This window comes from Rhizobium binae, from assembly GCF_017357225.1.
Lineage (GTDB): Bacteria > Pseudomonadota > Alphaproteobacteria > Rhizobiales > Rhizobiaceae > Rhizobium > Rhizobium binae.
Window position 1 is genome coordinate 370,007 of record NZ_CP071605.1, and the last position, 19,641, is coordinate 389,647.

Here is a 19,641-nt window from a genome sequence, read left to right on the forward strand (position 1 = left end):
CCCAACATTCACTGATCAGGGACTCCCATGTTGAACGCAGCGATCGACCCCGCATCCTCTAAAGAACCTGCCGGCGGCGCGCCCTTCGCCGCCTTTGCGCCGCCGATCCGGCCGCAATCCGAACTTCGCCAGGCGATCACGGCAGCCTATCGCCGTCCGGAAACCGAATGCTTGCCGCCGCTCGTTGCGGCCGCGCGCGTTTCCGAGGCGAAGCGTTATGATATCCGCAGCACGGCCCGCAGCCTGATCGAGACGCTGCGCGCCAAGCACAAGGGCACCGGCGTCGAGGGGCTTGTGCAGGAATATTCGCTTTCCAGCCAGGAAGGCGTGGCGCTCATGTGTCTCGCCGAAGCGCTGCTGCGCATTCCCGATACCGACACCCGCGACGCGCTGATCCGCGACAAGATCGCCGAGGGCAACTGGACCTCCCATATCGGCGGCGGCAAATCCATGTTCGTCAATGCCGCCACCTGGGGCCTCGTCGTCACCGGCAAACTGACCTCGACGGTCAACGACCGCAGCCTGTCGGCAGCGCTGACGCGGCTGATTGCGCGCGCCGGCGAGCCGGTCATCCGTCGCGGCGTCGATATGGCGATGCGCATGATGGGCGAGCAGTTCGTCACCGGCGAGACGATCGAGGAGGCGCTGAAGCGCGCCCGGCCACTCGAAGCGCGCGGCTTCCGCTATTCCTACGACATGCTGGGCGAGGCCGCGACAACGGCCGCCGACGCCGAGCGCTATTTCAAGGATTATGAAAAGGCGATCCACGCCATCGGCAAAGCCTCGAACGGACGCGGTATCTATGACGGCCCGGGCATATCGATCAAGCTTTCGGCGCTGCATCCGCGTTATGTCAGGGCGCAGGCCGGTCGCGTGATCGGAGAATTGCTGCCAAAGGTCAAGGCGCTGGCAGTGCTCGCCAAGACCTATGACATCGGTCTCAACATCGACGCCGAGGAGGCCGATCGGCTGGAGCTTTCGCTCGATCTGCTCGAGGAGCTCTGCTTTGCCCCCGATCTCGCCGGCTGGAGCGGGCTGGGCTTCGTCGTGCAGGCCTATGGCAGACGCTGCCCCTTCGTGCTCGATTACATCATCGATCTCGCCCGCCGCTCCGGACGCCGGATGATGGTGCGTCTGGTCAAGGGCGCTTATTGGGACGCGGAGATCAAGCGCGCCCAGCTCGACGGTCTCGACGGATATCCTGTTTATACCCGCAAGATCTACACCGACGTTGCCTATATCGCCTGCGCGCGCAAGCTGCTCGGTGCGCCGGATGCGGTTTTCCCGCAATTCGCCACCCACAATGCACAGACGCTGGCGACGATCTATCATCTCGCCGGTCCCGATTTCGCGGTCGGCAAATACGAATTCCAGTGCCTGCACGGCATGGGCGAACCCCTTTATGACGAGGTCGTCGGCAAGGAGAAGCTCGACCGGCCCTGCCGCATCTACGCACCAGTCGGAACCCATGAGACGCTGCTCGCCTATCTGGTGCGCCGCCTTCTCGAAAACGGCGCCAATTCCTCCTTCGTGCATCGCATCTCCGATCCGAACGTCACGGTCGAGGCCCTTATTGCCGATCCCGCCGAGATCGTCGCCGCCATGCCGGTCGTCGGTGCGCCTCATGTGCAGATCGCCGCGCCAAAGGCGATTTACGGCAATGCCCGCGCCAACTCGGACGGGCTCGATCTCTCGAACGAGGACACGCTCGCGAATCTCACGCAGGCGCTCGCTTCCACGGCCGAGAGCCCCTGGCATGCGCTTCCGATCCTCGCCGACGGTTCCACGGATGGTGTGACGCGTGACGTCCTCAATCCCGCGGATCACCGCGACGTCGTCGGCACGGTCACCGAAGTGAAGGTCGAGGAGGCCACCCATATCGTTGCGATGGCGGCCGACTATGCGCCGCAATGGGCGGCAGTGCCGCCGGCCGAGCGCGCCGCCTGCCTGGAGCGGGCGGCCGACATCATGCAGGCCCGCATCAAGACCCTGATGGGCATCGTCATGCGCGAGGCCGGCAAATCGGCGGCCAACGCCGTCGGCGAAGTGCGTGAGGCGATCGACTTCCTGCGCTATTATGCCGAACAGGCGCGCAAGACGCTCGGGCCGTCCCACGCGCCGCTCGGGCCCATCGTCTGCATCAGCCCATGGAATTTCCCGCTGGCGATCTTCACCGGACAGGTGGCCGCGGCGCTGGTGGCCGGCAATCCCGTGCTGGCCAAGCCCGCCGGCGTGACGCCGATCATCGCCTCGGAGAGCGTCAAGATTCTCCACGAGGCGGGCGTCCCGGTCGGCGCTCTGCAATTCGTGCCCGGCAGCGGCCGTCTCGGCGCCGGCATGGTCGGGGCTCCTGAAACCGCCGGCGTCATGTTTACCGGCTCGACCGAGGTCGCCCGCATGATCCAGGCGCAGCTCGCCGAACGGCTGTCTTCGACCGGCAAACCGATCCCGCTGATCGCCGAAACCGGCGGCCAGAACGGCATGATTGTCGATTCCTCGGCATTGGCCGAGCAGGTCGTGGCCGACGTCATTGCCTCGGCTTTCGACAGCGCCGGTCAGCGCTGCTCGGCGCTCAGGGTTCTGTGCCTTCAGGACGATGTCGCCGACAGGACGCTTGCCATGCTGAAGGGCGCCTTCCGTGAACTGACGGTCGGCCGGACCGATCGCCTGAGCGTCGACGTCGGCCCCGTCATCAACGACGGCGCCAAGTCCGAGATCGACCAGCATATCGAGCAGATGCGTGGTGCCGGCTGCAAGGTGGAGCAGCTGCCGCTGCCGGCAAGTGCCGCGGCGGGCACCTTCGTTCCGCCGACCATCATCGAGATCAAGGCGCTGTCGGATCTGACCAAGGAGGTCTTCGGACCGGTCCTGCATGTCTACCGCTTCAAGCGGAACGGGCTCGACCGCCTGATCGACGACATCAATGCCTCGGGCTACGGCCTCACCTTCGGGCTTCATACGCGGCTTGACGAAACCATCGCGCATGTGACGAGCCGCATCAAGGCCGGCAACCTCTACGTCAACCGCAACATCATCGGCGCCGTCGTCGGCGTCCAGCCTTTCGGCGGCCGCGGCCTGTCGGGAACGGGTCCGAAGGCAGGCGGTCCGCTCTATATCGGCCGTCTGGTGCAGCGCGCTCCGGTGCCGCCGCAACAGGATTCGGTTCATACGGACCTCGCCCTTCGCGATTACATCGTCTGGCTCGACAAGAAAGGCCTGACGGGCGAAGGGGAGGCGGCGCGTGGTTATGCCGGCCGCTCGGCACTTGGGCTGGAACGGGAGCTCACCGGCCCGGTCGGCGAGCGCAATCTTTATGCGCTGCATCCGCGCGGCCGCATTCTGCTTGTGCCGCAGACGGAGAGCGGGCTCTATCGCCAGATCGCCGCAGCCCTCGCAACCGGCAATCATGTCGCGGTGGATGCCGGCGGCTCCCTCTCGAAATCCGTGCTCGCCGGTCTTCCGGCGGCGGTCGCCAGCCGCATATCCTGGACCTCGGACTGGGAAAAAGACGGACCTTTCTCGGGCGCCCTCGTCGAGGGCGATCGCGACAGAGTCCACTCGGTCAACAAAAGGATCGCGGCCCTGCCCGGTCCGCTTCTCCTGGTTCAGGCCGCCACGAGCGAAGAACTTGCCAGCGATCCCGAGGCCTATTGCCTGAACTGGCTGCTGGAAGAGGTCTCGACTTCGATCAATACTGCCGCTGCCGGCGGCAATGCCAGCCTGATGGCGATCGGTTGAGCGAAGCTGACGAGGGCGGCAAAGGTGCGCCCTCAAGGCCGCTGACAAAGCCCTCTTTCGTCATGCTCGGTCTTGCCCGGGCATCTGCTTCCGTCGAAAGGGCAGCTGATCCTCGGCATAAGGCCGACGATGACGTCGAGGAGAGGGCGAGGTTGCCGGCAAATCGGGGGTAAAGATGCAGATAAATTGCCTTCGGCCGTCCTCGCCAACAAACTCGACACAATTGACCATTCCTTTAAGAGTTGTGCCTATCGTCATGGCCTCGGGCGCAGCCGCCGACTGGAACGGGTCTATTCGCATATAAGCGTGCCGTTGCATGGTGGGGCGCCGGATTAAAGCCGAATTTCCTGGGCGGGAGCCACCATTTCATGTCGTTGATTGACCGTCTGTTGCAGCGTATGCGGATCGTGACGAAGGTCCTCTTCTTCGTGGTGCCTCTCGTCGTCCTCATCGCGGGCATCGGCCTGTTCGGCTATTTCACGGCTGGTACGCTGAATGGCCAGATGACCCTGACCCGGCAGACGATCGATACGCTTTCCAGTTTTCAGCAGTTGCGATCCTCGCTGACCGCCTTTACCGACCTTCCGACGCCGGCCACCCGCGATCGGCTGGTCGCCAGCATCGCCGATCAACAGAAGGGTGCGGCGACGCTCGATGCCATGCTGAGCAATCCCGCCCAGAAACAGCAGATCTCCGCCGTGCGCGACCTCGGCGGCAAGATGCAGGGCGGGACCGACGCGCTCTGGGCGGTGGCGCAGGAGCGTGCCAATACCGAACTGACGATCGACGGGGCGGTGGCGCAGCTTTTCAAGGAAAGCCAGACCGCCCGCAAGCAGCTCGACGTTCTTCAGGACCAGGCCAATGGCAAGGAGGCCTTCGTCCGGGCGCTTCTTCTCGACGCCTCGGCCTACAAAAATCTCTCGGGACGCGTTGCAAAATTGCGCAAGGCGACCGCGGCCGCAACCGATCCTCAGAAGCTTGGCCAGGCCATCGGCAGCCTTCTGCCGCCGCTCGTCAAGGAAGTCGGCGAGAGCGAGTCGGTCGGCTCCGATAAGGCGAAAAGCCAGATCGTTCCGCTGAAGCTGGTTCTGGACAAGCTTGCCGCGATGGCGAAGGACGGCGCCAATCTGTCGCTCGACGCCTATGCTCCCGTCGACCAGGATCTGCAGCGTTTCGAGGAGCAGTTTGCAAAACTTGCTTCCGGCAATGCGGACACGTCGATCGAGCGCTTTGCCGGAATGGATGCGAGCATAGCAACGCTTCGCGCGATGGTCGTGATCGTCAATGCCGCCTTCAAATCGATCGACGATCTGCGACTGCACCTGAGCGAACTGAACAGGCGGGTCGATGCCGGGTCGCGGGATGCGGTTCTGGTGGATCTCAAGACCCTGCGCGAAAGCGCTGCAAAGCTCGAGTCCTTGAGCGGCAAGAACGCCGCTTTGAAGGATCTTGCCAACAGGATCGAGCCTTCCCTTGCCTTGATCGAAAAGGGTACCTCGGATCTGATATCGATCGCGGATCGGTGGCAGGGCAACAAGCAGGCAGCGACCGAGCTGGTGGCAGCCGCAAGTCACACGCTCGAGCAGTTCGTCAGCACGGCGCAGGAGAGCGGCAGGGAAATCAGCCAGCGCTCGGCCACCATGTCGCTCTCGGCCATGATCGCCGGCACGGTGCTTGCCATCATCGGCGGATTGATGTTGATCGAAACGCTGCGCGGACCGCTGAAGCGGATTACTCAGACGATGACGAGACTTGCTGCCGGCGATCTCAATGTTGCGATCGGCGATGGCAAGCGCGGCGATGAAATCGGCGATATGATCCGCTCCGTGACGGTCTTCCGCGACCAGGCGCTCGAAAAGACGAGGCTCGAAGAGGTCGCGGAAGCGAACAGGGCGCGGGACGAACAGGAACAGGCCCGCCGCGCAGCCGAGCTGGCACGCATCGAAGCCGAGCAAAGCGAGGCCCTGGATGCGCTGTCCGACATGCTTGGCAAACTCGCCGACGGCAACCTCGCCGCCGTGATGAGCGAGGAACTGGCCGCCGATTATGTCGCGCTGGCCAGGACCTACAACCAGGCGATTGATGCGCTCCGCCGCACGCTCGCCGAGGTCCGCAACACCACCTATGAAATCGCCGAGGGCAGCACCAATCTTTCGGGTGCGGCCGACGATCTGGCGCGGCGCACGGAACAGCAGGCGGCTGCCCTCGAAGACAGTTCACGCGTACTCGGCGAGCTGACCGCCAGCGTTCGCACGACGGCGGAAAATGCGCGCCAGACATCGGTTTCCGTCGCAGAGGCGCACCGGCAGGCGGAGCATTCCGCGGCCGTCGTCGCCAAGGCCGTCGACGCCATGGACGCCATCAACCGGTCGTCGGACAAGGTCACCAGCATTATCGGCGTGATCGACGAGATCGCCTTCCAGACCAATCTTCTCGCACTCAATGCCGGCGTCGAGGCGGCGCGGGCGGGAGAGGCGGGCAGGGGCTTTGCCGTCGTCGCTCAGGAGGTGCGCGAGCTTGCACAGCGCTGCGCCAAGGCCGCCCGCGAGATCAAGGAACTTATCTCCAACAGCGCATCGCAGGTCGGCACGGGCGTCAAGCTCGTCGAGGAGACCGGCCAGGCGCTATCGGCAATCATGGAACATTTCACCTCGATCAACGGGCTGGTGCAGGTCATTTCGACGGCCACCAGCACCCAGTACAAGGGGATCGACGAGGTCAATAACGCCGTTCGTGACATCGAGCATATCACCCAGCACAATGCCGCCATGGTCGAGGAAAACACCGCCGAAATTCATAGGCTCCGGCAGCAGGTGGAACTTCTGAATGAACGCATCTCCCGCTTCCAGACCGCCGACGCCCGCAGGGCGTCGCCAGCCGCCGGCCCGCGAATGTTGGCCGCCTCCTGAGCGATCTATCACACCGGCCCGCCGGACCGGTCCGCATCTAGAAATCGGCGACTTTGCCCCAGGCGGAGGCCGCAAAACGGCTGGGGTGGTAGGGCCGCGGATCGACGATCGGCTCTTCCCCGGTCGCGATATCGGCAATCAGATGCCCGGCGCCCGGGCCGATTCCGAAGCCGTGGCCGCTGAAGCCTGCGGCGAGGATGAAACCCGGAAGGGTGGAGATCTCACCAATTCCCGGCACGCCGTCCGGCGTGCTGTCGATATAGCCAGCCCAGGCTGCGTTGATTTCGGTATTCCTCAACGCGGGCAGAAGCTGGAGCGCCCGCGAATGCGTCAGACGAATGGTGGCCTCGTCGACCGCCGGGTCGAGGACGCGCATGTGCTCCATCGGCGTCTTACTGTCGAGCCGCCAACGCGCCAGCGATTCATGTCCCGAGCGAATTCCCTCCAATCCGCCGGGTGCGAGGCTTCGCCAACGCCGCGCGAACATCGGCAGGAACTGCGGCGCGAAACGCAACTGCTGCGCGGTGGGATCGACGCGGCCGCGGCCGCTGATCGCCAGCGTGTAGCCGCCGTCGCCACGGCGTGTCACGGAAACCGCCGATGTATGCAGCGCATCCGGCAGGTTGCTCGCTCCCGGTGAAACCGAGAGGATCGACGAGCGGATCGAGGCTTGTGGGAAACGAATGCCGAGATGGCGGCAGAAGGAGGAGGCCCAGGCGCCACCGGCCAGGATCGCGATCTTCGTCCGGATCGTGCCGTGCTCCGTGACGACGCCCGAAAGCCTGCCGCCTTCGATCTCGACGCCGCGGGCCGCACAGGATTGATGCACCGTGCCGCCGAGCTTGACGATCGCGCGCGCCACGGCCGGCGCGGCATTTGCGGGATCGGCGGTGCCGTCAGTCGGTGAAAATACCCCGCCTTTCCACGCGGCGCCGGTGGCGCCCCCGCGTTCGGTTGCCTCTGCACCGCCCAGCATATGTGTCGTGACGCCGACCGACCGGGCGAAATCGCGCCAGCGGGCCCAGCCGGAGAGTTCTTCGTCGCTGTTGCTGAGATAGAGGAGACCGCAGCGGCGGAAGCCGGTGTCCTCGCCGGTCTCGGTCGCGAAGCGCTCCCACAGATCGAGGCTCTTCGTCGACATCGGCAATTCACGCGCGTCGCGGTTCTGCTGCCGGCACCAGCCCCAATTGCGGCTCGACTGCTCCGCCCCGATCAGACCCTTCTCGACTAGGGCGACCTTCAATCCGCGCCGGGCCAGATAATAGGCGGCGAAAACGCCGACGATGCCGCCGCCGATCACCACCGCATCGGCGGCAGCCGGCGGCTGTGGTGTGGTGTCGACGCGCGTAAGCGGTGCGGGCATGGCATGGTCTCCGGTTCAGGGCTAGTCTAACGGATCCGAAGCCGCGCCTTTGCCGGAGATCGGTCGATGACAGCAGAAGATTCTGTCTTGTGGGGAGTCCGGCAGCCATTTGTGCTTCCGCATCCCCCGCAATCTGATCGACACGGCCTCGGCATGTGTTAAGCTCGACGTTGCAAGGCCGCAGCATAATCTGCTGCGTCGCTGGCGATCTCAAGCAGACGAAGGCGCGCGATGAAACTTGACCGGATCGACATAAAAATCCTCTACGAACTGCAGAAGAATGGCCGCGTCACCAATGTGGAACTCGCCGAACTGGTCAATCTGTCGCCGAGCCCCTGCCTGATGCGCGTGAAGAAGCTGCAATCCGAAGGCTACATCGAAGGCTATTCGGCGCAGATCAATGTCAGCAAACTCGGACAGACCCTGACCGTCTTTACCGAGATTACACTGAAGAACCATCGGCAGATCGACTTCGCCCGCTTCCTCGCGGCGATCGAGAAGGTCGATCAGGTGATCGAATGCCATCTGGTTTCAGGCGGCTATGACTACCTCCTGAAATTCGTCACCGCCGGCATTGACGAATATCAGACGATCATGGAGAGGCTCACCGATATGGATGTCGGCATCGACAAATATTTCAGCTTCGTCGTGCTGAAGTCGCCGATCGTCAAGGCCCACATGCCACTGACGACCTTGTTCCCGCATTAAGGATATTCAAGCAAATGGCATAGCGGTTTTGCGTCTCTTACCCCGCGTGCATATCGGTTCTCTGTGTCGCAGGTTGTTCCCCGCATAAATAGAAGGCATCCAATGGTTGGAAGGACTTGCGACAAAATCTCATCCTTGCCTTCCAGAGCCATGTTGGCTGCCACTCGCTGGGGTTTTGCAGTCGAGTCGAGGCTTTCCAGCACGACCCGACCCGGCGTGCGCTCAATTTGGTTATAGCGGCTTGCTTTGATTTTAAAAAGGGTGGATCAGTCGCGCATAGAACGACGGCATAATTCTTGGGGCAAAAGCTGAGCCAAGAAATGCGCGCGGGACCGGCCCTCAGTGCCGGCAATAGGCCCGCACTAGTTCTGGATCCTGCTGGAGCTCGTCGAGCCAGGCCGGATCAAGCGTCGGCACCGACGAGAAGAGCAGTTGCGAATAGGGATGCTGCGGCCCCTTCACCTTCGCGGGGCTGATTTCTTCGATCTTACGGCCGCCATACATGACGACGATCTCGTCGCAGATCGCCTCCACCACCGAGAGATCGTGGCTGATGAAGATGTAGGAGAGGCCGAGTTCGCGCTGAAGTTCCTTGAGGAGATCGATGACGGCGGCAGCGACCACGGTGTCAAGCGCCGAGGTGATCTCGTCGCAGAGGATGAGCTTCGGATCGGCGGCGAGCGCCCGGGCGAAGTTGACGCGCTGCTTTTGCCCGCCCGAGAGTTCCCCCGGCCTGCGGTGGCGCAGATTGCGGGGAAGGCGCACCATGTCGAGGAGTTCGTCGATGCGGGCATTTCGCGCCTGTCGATGCATGCGATGGTAAAAAACCAGCGGCCTGGCGAGGATGTCCTCGACGGATTTTGCCGGATTGAGCGCCGTATCGGCATATTGGAACACGATCTGCATCTCGCGCAACTGATCACGTGAGCGCTCGCGAGCGCTGCGGCGCAGTTCCGTGCCGTCGAAGATGATCTTGCCGACGGCTGCCGGCAGGATGCCGGCAATGGTGCGGGCGAGCGTCGACTTACCGCAACCGGATTCTCCGATGATGCCGAGGTTGCGCCCTTTTTCCACCGTCAGGCTCACGTGCTCGACGGCGCGAACCAGGGGAAGGCCGTCGGCTTGGCGCTGTCCGTACCCAGCGACGAGATTTTCGATCGTCAGAAGCGGCGCCGTCGCGGCCTCTATTGCGCCCGCCCTGCCGCGCGATTTCGGCTCGAAGGCTGCAAGCAGTTCTCTGGTATAGGGATGCTTTGGATCGTTCAGAATCTCTTCGGTGGTGCCGGTTTCCTGGGCTTCTCCGCCTTTGAGAACGACGATGCGGTCGGCGATCTGGGCGACGACGGCAAGGTCGTGCGAGACATAGACGCCCGATATGCCGCCTTTTTTCATCACCGATTTGAAAGCGCGCAGAACTTCGATCTGGGTCGTCACGTCGAGCGCCGTTGTCGGCTCGTCGAAGATGACCAGAGTGGGATCGCCGATCAGCGCCATGGCGGCTGCAAGGCGCTGCAACTGGCCGCCGGAAACCTGGTGCGGGTACCGGCTGCCGATCGTCTCCGGTTCCGGTAGGGAAAGCGCCCGAAAGAGCTCGATGGCCCGGGCACGCGCATCTTCCGGCGACATCAGCTGATGAATGCGGGTAACCTCGATCACCTGGTCCATGATCGATGTGGCCGGGTTGAAGGCGGCGGCGGCCGATTGCGGCACATAGGCGACTTGCGTGCCGCGCACCTTGGCGCGCTGCTTCTCGCTGAGGGTGACCATGTCCTTGCCGCCGACCGAAACGCTGCCGCCGGAGATGCGACAGCCCGCGCGGGTATGGCCCATCAGCGTCAGGGCGATGGTCGTCTTGCCCGAGCCGCTCTCACCGATCAGCGCGACGATCTCGCCCTCGGCAATATCAAGACTGACACCCTTGATGATCTCGACGCGTCGGCCGGAATCGGTGGTGGCTTCGACCTTCAGGTCACGAATTTCGATGAAATTGCTCATGACGGGCTCCGGTCGCGAATCTTCTGCGGCAGGTTGTCGATCAGCAGATTGACGCTGATCGTGAGGCTGGCGATGGCAAGTGAGGGGAACATCACCGCCGGCGCGCCGAATGGCAGGCCACCGATATTCTCGCGCACAAGCGCGCCCCAATCGGCATAGGGCGGCTGGACGCCGAGGCCCAGAAACGAAAGCCCGGAGAGCAGCAGCACGATGAAGACGAAACGAATGCCGAGATCGGCAAGCACCGGGCCGACGATGTTGGGCAGGATTTCCGAGCGAATGAGATAGAGGGTGCTTTCACCGCGGATGCGCGCGACGGTGATGAAATCCATTGCATTGATGTTGACGGCGAGTGCCCGGGCGAAGCGATAGGAGCCAGGGATGTAGATCACCGACAGCGTCAGGATCAGAACCGGGATCGAAGAGCCGACGGCGGCAACCACCACCAGACCGAAAAGCTTGCTCGGAATGGAATTCATGGCATCGAGGAAGCGGCTGAGGATCGTGTCGAGCCAGCCGCCGGCGACCGCCGCGATCATGCCGAGCACCACACCGCTGAAGCAGGCGATCGTTACCGCCGCGAGCGAGATGCCGACCGTATAACGCGCGCCCATCAGAATCCGCGACAGCATATCGCGGCCGAGATAATCAGAGCCCAGCCAGAGCTCCCGGCTCATCGGGCCGAAATAATCGAGATCGACAATTTCGCCGATGGGATAGGGGATAATCAATGGCGCGAAGATCGCGACGAGCGCCCAAGCGAGGATGACGGTCAGGCCGATCGCTCCGACGAGGTTGAAGCGATAACCAAGCCGGGTTCCGGGCAGCCGGGCGGAAGTGGTCTCGGAGCTGGTCATGGTCATCGGAGCCTCGGATTGGAAAGAATGGCGATGATATCGGCGATGGTGATCAGCAGCAGATAGCCAAGACAGAAGATCATCGCGCAGCTCTGGATCAGCGGCAGGTCGCGGGTGGCTACGGCGTCCAGCATCAGCTTGGCGATACCGGGGTAGTTGAAGATGGTCTCGACGATGATGACACCCCCGAGCAGATAGGAGAGCGACAGCGCGACAGCATTGACGATCGGGCCGAGAGCATTCGGCAGCGCATGGCGAAAGACGATGCGCGGCCGGGAGGCGCCCTTGAGCAACGCCATCTCGACATAGGGCGTGTTGAGCGTCTCGATCACCGCTGCACGCGTCATCCGGATCATCTGGGCCGAGACGACGAAGGTGAGCGTAATCACCGGCATGGCATAGACGCGCAACAGGTCGCTCAGACTGTGGACTTCGTTGGCCAAGGAGAGCGCCGGCAGCCATTTCAGGTAGACGGCGAAGATGAGCGCGGCGGAGGTCGCGACCATGAATTCCGGCACTGAGATGACGCCGATGGTGATCACGGTGACGATCCGGTCATAGACGGTGCCGCGCAGCATCGCAGCGGTGATCCCGAGCGTCAGGGCGATCGGCACGGAGAACAGCGCGGTGACGCCGGCAAGTTTCAGCGTATTAATGAAGCGGCCGGCAATCAGGGCAGCGACCGGCATCTCGTTGGCATAGGACGTGCCGAGGTCGCCCTGCAAAAGACCGACGATCCAGCGCAGGAAACGAAAGAGGGCCGGCTCGTCGAGATGCATTGCCTTGCGCAGCCCTTCGACGGCTTCCGGCGTGGCGGCCTGACCGAGCAGGATCGTCGCCGTATCGCCCGGCAGGAGCGTTGTTGCGAAGAAGACCGCGAAAGAGACGATCAGCAGTGTGATCACGGCGACGAACAATCTGCTCAGCACAAGCGATAAGACCTGGTTGTTCACGGGTGGCTCCCCTTTCGTCTCGGTCGGTTTCGAAAGAACCGGGGCTGGGCCGCAGCCCCGGTTCTTTAATCTATCAGGCTTCAAGCCAGACGTATTCGGCGAAGGCATATCCCATCTGGCCGCCAAGCGGGTTGGGCTCCAGGCCCTTGAGTTTGGCAGTGGTGGCGTCGACATTCGAGAGATAAGCCGGAATGATCGTGCCGGCTTCATTGGCAATCATCGCCTGCATCTCGTCGTAGATTGCCTTGCGCTTTTCCTGGTCGAGCGATCCGCGTGCTTCGATCAGCATCTTGTCGAACTTTTCCGACTTATACTGGCTCTCGTTCCAGGGAGCCTGCGAGGAATAAAGCAGCGAGAACAGGATGTCCGGGGTAGGACGTGGATTGATATTGCCGAAATGGATCGGCGCCTTGAGCCAATAATTGTCCCAGTAACCGTCGGAGGGAACCCGCTGGACATCGAGCTTGAGGCCGATCTCGGCGCCTGACGCCTGAATGATCATCGCCATGTCGATCGACGAGTTTGCCGCCTCGGAGGCGATCACGGGAATGGATTGACCGAGCACGCCAGCCTTGTCGAAGTGGAATTTCGCCTTGTCCGGATCGAAGGCGCGCGGCTTCAGATCGGCGTTGCGGTAATAGTTGACGGGGGAAACCGGCTGGTCGTTGCCGATCTCACCGAGGCCACGAAGCGCGGATTTGACGATCTGTTCGCGGTTGACGAGATACTTCATGCCCTCGATGAAGTCCCGCTTGTTGCCGGGATCCATGTCCAGCCGCATGTTGAGGTTGGTGTAGTTGCCGGACGTCGTCTTCGACAAGGTGAAGCCGTCACCCTGGGCTTCGACAAGGCGCATCGAGCGCGGATTGATCGAGGCTGCGAGGTGGATATCGCCTGATAGCAGGGCGTTGACGCGGGCATTGTCGTCGCTGATGGCGAAATATTCGAAGGAATCGACGTTGGGGCCGGATTTCCAGTAGTTCTTGTTCTTGATCCCGACGGAACGAACGCCCGGCTCGAAGACTTCCCTGACGAAAGCGCCGGTGCCGTTGGCCTTGGTGAAATCGGTCGTCCCGTCGGCAACGATCATGAAGTGATGCATCGACAGGATGGTCGGCAGGTCGGCATTCGGATCGGCAAGCGTGATCTCGACGGTCTGCTTGTCGATAGCCTTGAAGCCGGTCATCTGGGCGGCGATCTTGGCAACCTTCGAACCGACGGACGGGTCGAGATGGCGCTTCAACGAGAAGACGACGTCTTCAGCCGTCAGCGGTTTGCCGTCATGGAAAGTGACGCCCTTCTTCAGCTTGACGGTCCAGGTCTTGGCGTCCTTGGATTCGATCGCCTCGGCAAGCTCCATCTGCGGCGTACCGCTCTTGTCGAGGAAGGTGAGGCGGTTATAGAAGGAGCAGCAGCGGACATAGTCGGTAGAGAGCGACGCCTTTGCGGGGTCGAGTGTATCAGCCGTCGACGACGACCAGCCGGCCGCCTTGAGTGCTCCGCCGGCAACGGGCGTCGCGGCGAGAGCCCTGCCGGCGCGGCCGAGCACAAATCCGCTGGCGGACATGGCGACGCCGCCCGCGAGCATCATATGCAGCAGTTCACGACGGGTCGCGCCGCGACGAAGGGCGGTTTCGACCATGGCGTCGTCGGATCTGGTCCAATTGGTGATCTTGTCGTTCATCTCATTCCCCTTTTCTTCTGTGGCGGGCGGCCGTGCAGGGCGAGCCCGATGCGGTTTTAAAATCAGGCGCGCGCGGCGGCCACGGCATCGGCAAGGTCGGCCATGGACGTGAAATGATAGTCGGGTGTCGTGAACTCGGCCGGTTCTATCGTGCCGCCGTAACCCTTCTCAGCATGCCGCCTTTCGATCCAGCAGTTGGTCAGTCGGAGTTTCCTGGAAATCCCGATATCGTGATACTGGCTCTGGGCGACATGCAGTATGTCATCCTTCGAATGCCCTTCCGATGCGATGTAGGCGAACACCGTCTCGAAGAAGGCGGGGTCGGGTTTCTCGGTCCCGGTATCGTCGGCGGTGAAGGCGGCATGGAAGGGATTGCCGAGTTCCTTCTCGAAGAAGGCGAATGCCCAGCGGCGGGCATTCGTCATCGCAACGAGGCGGTAGTTTTTCGCAAGCCTTGCCAAAGCCGCGGCGCTGTCTGGGAAACCCTTCCAGCTTTTCGCCGAGTCCCGCAGTCGCTCGCCGTATTTGCGATCGGCGGGCAGGCCGAGCTTCGGTGCGATTGCGAGGTAGACGCGCACGAGGTCGTCGGGAAAGAGGTCGGCGTCGTCGGAGTAACGGGCTTCGCGATAGAGGCTGAGCGCCCGTTCGCCATCGATTTCACTTCCCGCTTCGGCCGCGATCTCGGCGAGACAGGTCTTAAGGCCGCCCTCGAAGTCGATGAGGGTGCCCACAACGTCAAAGGTCAGATACTTGAATTCCGGAAGGCTCTTGCTCACGCGAATTCCCCAGTGTTCGGCTCCGATGGAGCGCGCTTCTCAAAGAAGAATATTCTGTTCCCGGCGGGATCATCGTCCCGCTTTTGTTGGAAAGGCCCGCAATTCGTCGGGATCCGGGTCTTTCGTCGATTTCAGTTTGTCACCTGCACCGCGCCGGATTCTCCGAAAAGACGCCATCGAGCGGCACAAAATACCGAATCTGACCGTTTCGCGGTATTCTCAGGCCCGCAGCGCCCGGCGCACATCCGGGTCCTCAAGCGTCTGGTTCAGCGTGGTGCGCGTGCGCTCGACGATCGCATCGATTTCCGTTTCGGTGCAGCACAATGGCGGCGCATAACCGAGCGCGCCGTTGCCGAAGGCGCGGATGACGAGGCCGTTTTCCCAGGCGCGATCGAAGATCCGGCGGGCGGGTTCGGTGGATGCCGGCAGTGGTGTCTTTTTGACTTTGTCGACGACGAGCTCGACGGCGGCGAGCATGCCGCGACCGCGGACATCACCCACGAGCGGGTGATCCCTCAGCGATTGGAGGCCCTGCATCAGCCGCGCCCCGGCCCTGACGCCATTGTCGAGCAGACCGTTCTCGTATAGCTTGAGGACTTCGAGGCCGACGGCGGCACTGACGGGATGAGCCGAATAGGTGTAGCCGTGACCGATCGCGGCGGCACCGGCACCCTCGGCAATGGTTTCATAGATGTGGTCGGCCATGAAGACGGCGCCCATCGGGACGTAGCCGGAGGTGAGACCCTTGGCGGTGGTCATGAAATCCGGCACGACCCCTTCCTCGCTGCAGGCAAATAGCGGTCCGGTGCGGCCAAAGCCGGTGATCACCTCATCCGCCACGAAAAGGATGTCGTGCTCGCGGCAGAATTCGCGCATCGCCTTAACCCAGCCTTTCGGCGGCACGAGGACGCCGCCGGAACCCTGGATCGGTTCGACGTAGAAGGCGGCGACGCGCTCCGGCCCGATCGCTTCGACTTTGCTTTTCAGCGCCGCGAGCGAGGCCGCGATAATCGCCTGCGGATCCTCGCCGACCGGGTTGCGGTAGGCATAATGAGACGGAATTTTATGCTGCCAGTCGAAGGGAAGGCCGAAGCCGGCATGGAAGGCAGGCAAGGCGGTCAGGCCCGCACCTGCCGTCGAGGAGCCGTGATAGCCCTGTTCGACCGAAATGAATTGATCGCGCTCCGGCCGTCCACGTGCATTCCAATAATAGCGGATGAACCGGATCGTGCTGTCCACCGCGTCGGAGCCGCCGAGGGTGAAGTAAACATGGTTGAGATCACCGGGCGCCCGGTCGGCGAGTTCTGAGGCAAGCCGGATCGCCGGCTCGGAGCCGAGACCGAAATAGGCCGTTGCGTAGGGAAGCTCCCGCATCTGCCGGGCCGCCGCCTCGACGATGCTCTCGTGGCCGTAACCGGCATTGACGCACCAGAGGCCGGCGAAGCCGTCGATCAGCTGTTTGCCGGAGGCATCGGTGACCGTTGCGCCCTTGGCCGAGGCCAGCACGCGCACGCCGTGCTTTTCATGACTGCGGTAGGAGGCCACCGGATGGATGAGATGAGCGCGGTCGAGTTCAATGAGCGAGTTGGCGTACATGGATTCTCCGATCAGCCGAGCGCCTGGTTGGCAAGGGCGAACGTGGTGGCAGCAGGGGCGGCGGCGTCGCCGACCGATGGATTTGTCATTGCGATGCCGCCGCCGACATGGGCGAAGCCGTGTTCGGCGAGCCAAGGCGAAAGTCCGGCCGCGGCGGTGGTATCCAGCCTGAGGAAGCGTCCTGGCCGCCTGGCAATGTGATGTTTGATGAGTTTCCTGGCGTCTTCGATGTTCGTTGCAACCACGGGTCCGATCACTTCGCCACGCCCGAAGACGCGCAGGCATGCGAACCCCGACAAGCCGCCGTCGCGGCGAATGACGGCGAACGCGCCGACCTTGGCCAGATAGGAGAGCAGGTTTTCGCGATCGGCGCCGAAGGCAAGGCAATCGAGCGCCATGATGCCAGGGAGATCGTCGGCGGTGGCGGCCTCCGTGCCGGCCGGCGCAGGGATCTCTCCGGCAAGGCCTTGGTGCTGCAGCACGGTTCCGGTTTCATGGAAGCCGAGCTTTTGATAGAGCGGCAGGCCTTCCGTCGTTGCGACCAGCCGCAGCGGCCGGTCCCCTGCGATCCGCAGCGCGGCGTCCATCAGCCTGCGGCCGAGGCCGCGCCCGCGCATGGTTTTGGCGACGATGACCATATTGATGGTCGCGCAATCTTGCTTGTATGGCGTGACGAGAACCGTGCCGACGACCCTGTCGCCTTCGATTGCGACCATCCCGTCGCTCAAGGCGAGCGCCATCTGCCAGTCTTCCGCTCGATGCGGCCAGCCCGCCTGTCGGGAGAGCGCGACGGCGGCGTCAAGGTGGTCGGGGCTGAACGGGACGATTTCGATCTGGCTAGCTTGCATGGGACGTCCTTCATGTCGTGCCCGTCACTCTGCCGGAGCGCCGGCGGGCAGATCGTCTGAAGGCCGTGGTTCAGGCAGTATCTTATGGCTTTGCGATCGCCGGCCGCCGCATCTTATGCTGGGACACCGCGCCTTTGGCAAAGTCTGTCACCGCATCATCGCCAGCGCTGCGGCGAAGAAATCGTCGCCGCCGAAATTTCCTGATTTCAACGCCAGAAGCATGTCGCCCTGCCTATTGCCGATCGTGCGCAGGACCGGCACCCCGGCAGCAATTTCGGGGCCGATCAGAAATGCCGGGATGGCGAGCTTGTCGACCGCCGCTCCCGAGGTCTCGCCGCCTGCGACCACGAGGCGGCGCACACCTTTCTCCACCAGCTCGGCGGCGATGATCGACGTGGCGGTTTCGATCGCGTGGCCCGAGGTCTCGCGCCCATATTGCGATTGCAGCCGGGATACGCTTTCGGGCGCCGCGCTCGCTGCGACCACGACCGGGCCGGCAGAAATGCGGTCTCCCGCCCAGGAAATCGCTGCGGCGATCTCATCCGGACCGGCGGTCAGCAGCCGCTCCGGATCAAGCCTCAGCACGGGCATCGATCGCTCGGCGACGTCGAGCTGACGCAGCGTCGCCTTCGAACAGCTGCCGGCAATGATCGCCGAAAGCCCACCCACAGGGCGAATGATGTTTTCGCCTGCGGCGCTTCCGGATATCCGGCCGGAGCGGACGAGCGCGCGGGCAAGGCCGAGGCCGAGGCCGGACGCACCGGTGGATACCGGCGTCTCCAGTGCGATCTCCCCCAGCGTTTCCAGATCCCGCTCGCAAATGGCGTCGGCGATAGCCATCGTCACGCCCGTCCTGCCCAAGGCATCGAGCTTCGCCTTGGCCGCGGCCGGTCCGGCGGCGATGGCTGCCAGATCGATCAATCCGACGGCGCCGCGCGATTGCCGGGCGAGAACCCGCACGAGATTGGCGTCGTGCATCGGGTTCAGCGGATGGTCCTTGAGCGGGCTTTCGTTCAACGGTTGGCCACCGACGAACAGGTGGCCGAGATAAACGGTGCGTCCCGTTTCCGGAAAGGCGGGTGTAACCAGCACGGCGCCGCCACCCGCCGCCTCGCTCAAAGCCGCGGTGACGGGGCCGATATTGCCGGCATCGGTGGAATCGAAGGTCGAACAGATCTTGTAAAGGACATGGGCCGCGCCCTGCTGGCGCAGCCAGCGCTCAGCTTCGGTCGCGGCGGTCACCGCCTCCGAAGCCGGAACGGAGCGGATCTTCAGGGAGACGACCATCGCATCGACCTCCGGCAGCGCCAGCGACGGATCGGGAATGCCGACTGTCTGCACCGTGCGCAGGCCGTTCTTCGTCAGCGTGTTGGCGAGATCGGACGCGCCCGTGTAGTCGTCGGCGATCGACCCGAGTGAAATAGCCATCGTCTAGCTCCGTGCAAAAGGGGCGAACCAGCCCAGGCCGTCGAGGGTGTGGCCGCGCGGGATGTATTCGCAGCCGATGAAACCGTCATAACCCAGACGGTCGATTTCACCGAACAGGTAGGGGTAGTTCAGTTCCTCTCCATCCGGTTCGTTGCGTGAGGGTACACTGGCGATCTGGATATGGCCGGTGATCGGCAGCAGGCGCCGCAACGCCATGGCAACGTCGCCATGGATGATCTGACGGTGATAGATGTCGAATTGCAGCTTCAGGTTCGGCAGGCCGCATTCGGCAATCAGCCGCTCGGCAATCGCGAAGTCGTTGAGGAAATATCCCGGCATATTGCGCCCGTTGATCGGCTCCAGCAGGAGATCGATGCCCTTTTCGGCAAGCCGGCCGGCGGTGTAGGCGACCGAACGCCGATAGGAGGCGGCGGCCTCTTGATCATGAGGGTCGGCGATACCCGCCATCAGGTGCAATCGCCTGACGCCCGTTGCCGCCGCATAGTCCAATGCCCGCTCGACATCCGCTTTGAGGTTGTCGAACCGTTCGGGAAGCGCCGCGATGCCGCGCTCACCCGCGCCCCAGTCGCCCGGCGGCAGGTTGAACAAAGCCTGCTGCAGGTCGTTGCGGGCAAGCCGTTCGGCGATGGCCTCCGGTGCGGCCTCGTAGGGAAAGAGGTACTCGACGGCGGAAAACCCGACATCGGCTGCGGCGTCGAAGCGGTCGAGGAAGTCCCATTCGTTGAACATCATCGTCAGGTTGGCGGCGAAAACGGGCATCTCGAT

Annotated in this window: 13 protein-coding genes; 3 read left to right on the plus strand and 10 right to left on the minus strand. The window is 63.1% G+C overall.

The annotated features are described in order from the left end of the window. Positions 1 to 27 precede the first annotated feature (27 nt). Together putA and J2J99_RS23730 are read left to right on the plus strand one after the other, a co-directional pair. Positions 28 to 3,738 carry a trifunctional transcriptional regulator/proline dehydrogenase/L-glutamate gamma-semialdehyde dehydrogenase gene (gene putA / locus J2J99_RS23725; protein ID WP_168301946.1) on the plus strand — a complete coding sequence of 1,237 codons (3,711 nt, stop codon included), beginning with the start codon at positions 28 to 30 and terminating at the stop codon, positions 3,736 to 3,738. Positions 3,739 to 4,106: 368 nt separating this feature from the next. Next, complete coding sequence (locus J2J99_RS23730; RefSeq protein WP_168301947.1) at positions 4,107 to 6,647, plus strand: methyl-accepting chemotaxis protein; 2,541 nt, start codon at positions 4,107 to 4,109, stop codon at positions 6,645 to 6,647. 37 nt (positions 6,648 to 6,684) lie between these two features. Here the strand turns inward: J2J99_RS23730 and J2J99_RS23735 are convergent, their stop codons facing one another. Beyond that, entirely contained in the window at positions 6,685 to 8,010 is a 1,326-nt protein-coding gene (locus tag J2J99_RS23735; protein ID WP_168301948.1) for an NAD(P)/FAD-dependent oxidoreductase, read from the minus strand. 231 nt (positions 8,011 to 8,241) lie between these two features. Here J2J99_RS23735 and J2J99_RS23740 point away from each other — a divergent pair, with 231 nt between their 5' ends. Further along, the gene (locus tag J2J99_RS23740) at positions 8,242 to 8,718 is read left to right on the plus strand and encodes an Lrp/AsnC family transcriptional regulator (RefSeq protein WP_064693246.1); all 477 of its coding nucleotides are present in this window, start codon (positions 8,242 to 8,244) and stop codon (positions 8,716 to 8,718) included. A gap of 339 nt (positions 8,719 to 9,057) precedes the next feature. Here J2J99_RS23740 and J2J99_RS23745 read toward each other — a convergent pair whose 3' ends face one another. The 9 genes from J2J99_RS23745 to otnI form a co-directional block, all read right to left on the minus strand. Then, complete coding sequence (locus tag J2J99_RS23745; RefSeq protein WP_168301949.1) at positions 9,058 to 10,713, minus strand: ABC transporter ATP-binding protein; 1,656 nt, start codon at positions 10,711 to 10,713, stop codon at positions 9,058 to 9,060. Next, positions 10,710 to 11,576 carry an ABC transporter permease gene (locus tag J2J99_RS23750; RefSeq protein ID WP_168301950.1) on the minus strand — a complete coding sequence of 289 codons (867 nt, stop codon included), beginning with the start codon at positions 11,574 to 11,576 and terminating at the stop codon, positions 10,710 to 10,712. The genes J2J99_RS23745 and J2J99_RS23750 overlap by 4 nt, the downstream gene beginning before the upstream one ends. Further along, positions 11,573 to 12,523: an ABC transporter permease gene (locus J2J99_RS23755; RefSeq protein ID WP_168301951.1), complete on the minus strand. Its 951-nt coding sequence runs from the start codon at positions 12,521 to 12,523 to the stop codon at positions 11,573 to 11,575. Before J2J99_RS23755 ends, J2J99_RS23750 begins: the two co-directional genes overlap by 4 nt. Positions 12,524 to 12,596: 73 nt before the next feature. Next, positions 12,597 to 14,207: an ABC transporter substrate-binding protein gene (locus tag J2J99_RS23760; protein WP_168301952.1), complete on the minus strand. Its 1,611-nt coding sequence runs from the start codon at positions 14,205 to 14,207 to the stop codon at positions 12,597 to 12,599. A 62-nt stretch (positions 14,208 to 14,269) separates the two neighbouring features. Beyond that, positions 14,270 to 14,983 carry an HAD-IA family hydrolase gene (locus J2J99_RS23765; RefSeq protein ID WP_168301953.1) on the minus strand — a complete coding sequence of 238 codons (714 nt, stop codon included), beginning with the start codon at positions 14,981 to 14,983 and terminating at the stop codon, positions 14,270 to 14,272. Positions 14,984 to 15,202: 219 nt separating this feature from the next. Then, positions 15,203 to 16,579, minus strand: coding sequence for an aspartate aminotransferase family protein (locus J2J99_RS23770; protein WP_168301954.1), 1,377 nt, complete (start codon positions 16,577 to 16,579; stop codon positions 15,203 to 15,205). Between the two features lie 11 nt (positions 16,580 to 16,590). Then, a complete protein-coding gene (locus tag J2J99_RS23775; protein ID WP_168301955.1) occupies positions 16,591 to 17,427 on the minus strand; it encodes a GNAT family N-acetyltransferase in 837 nt (278 codons plus the stop codon). A 147-nt stretch (positions 17,428 to 17,574) separates the two neighbouring features. Further along, on the minus strand, positions 17,575 to 18,855 hold the full coding sequence (otnK, locus tag J2J99_RS23780; RefSeq protein ID WP_168301956.1) for a 3-oxo-tetronate kinase: 1,281 nt from the start codon (positions 18,853 to 18,855) through the stop codon (positions 17,575 to 17,577). A gap of 3 nt (positions 18,856 to 18,858) precedes the next feature. Continuing rightward, positions 18,859 to 19,635 (minus strand): 2-oxo-tetronate isomerase, encoded by a 777-nt coding sequence (otnI, locus tag J2J99_RS23785; protein WP_168301957.1) that lies wholly within the window; start codon positions 19,633 to 19,635, stop codon positions 18,859 to 18,861. Between the last annotated feature and the right edge of the window lie 6 nt (positions 19,636 to 19,641).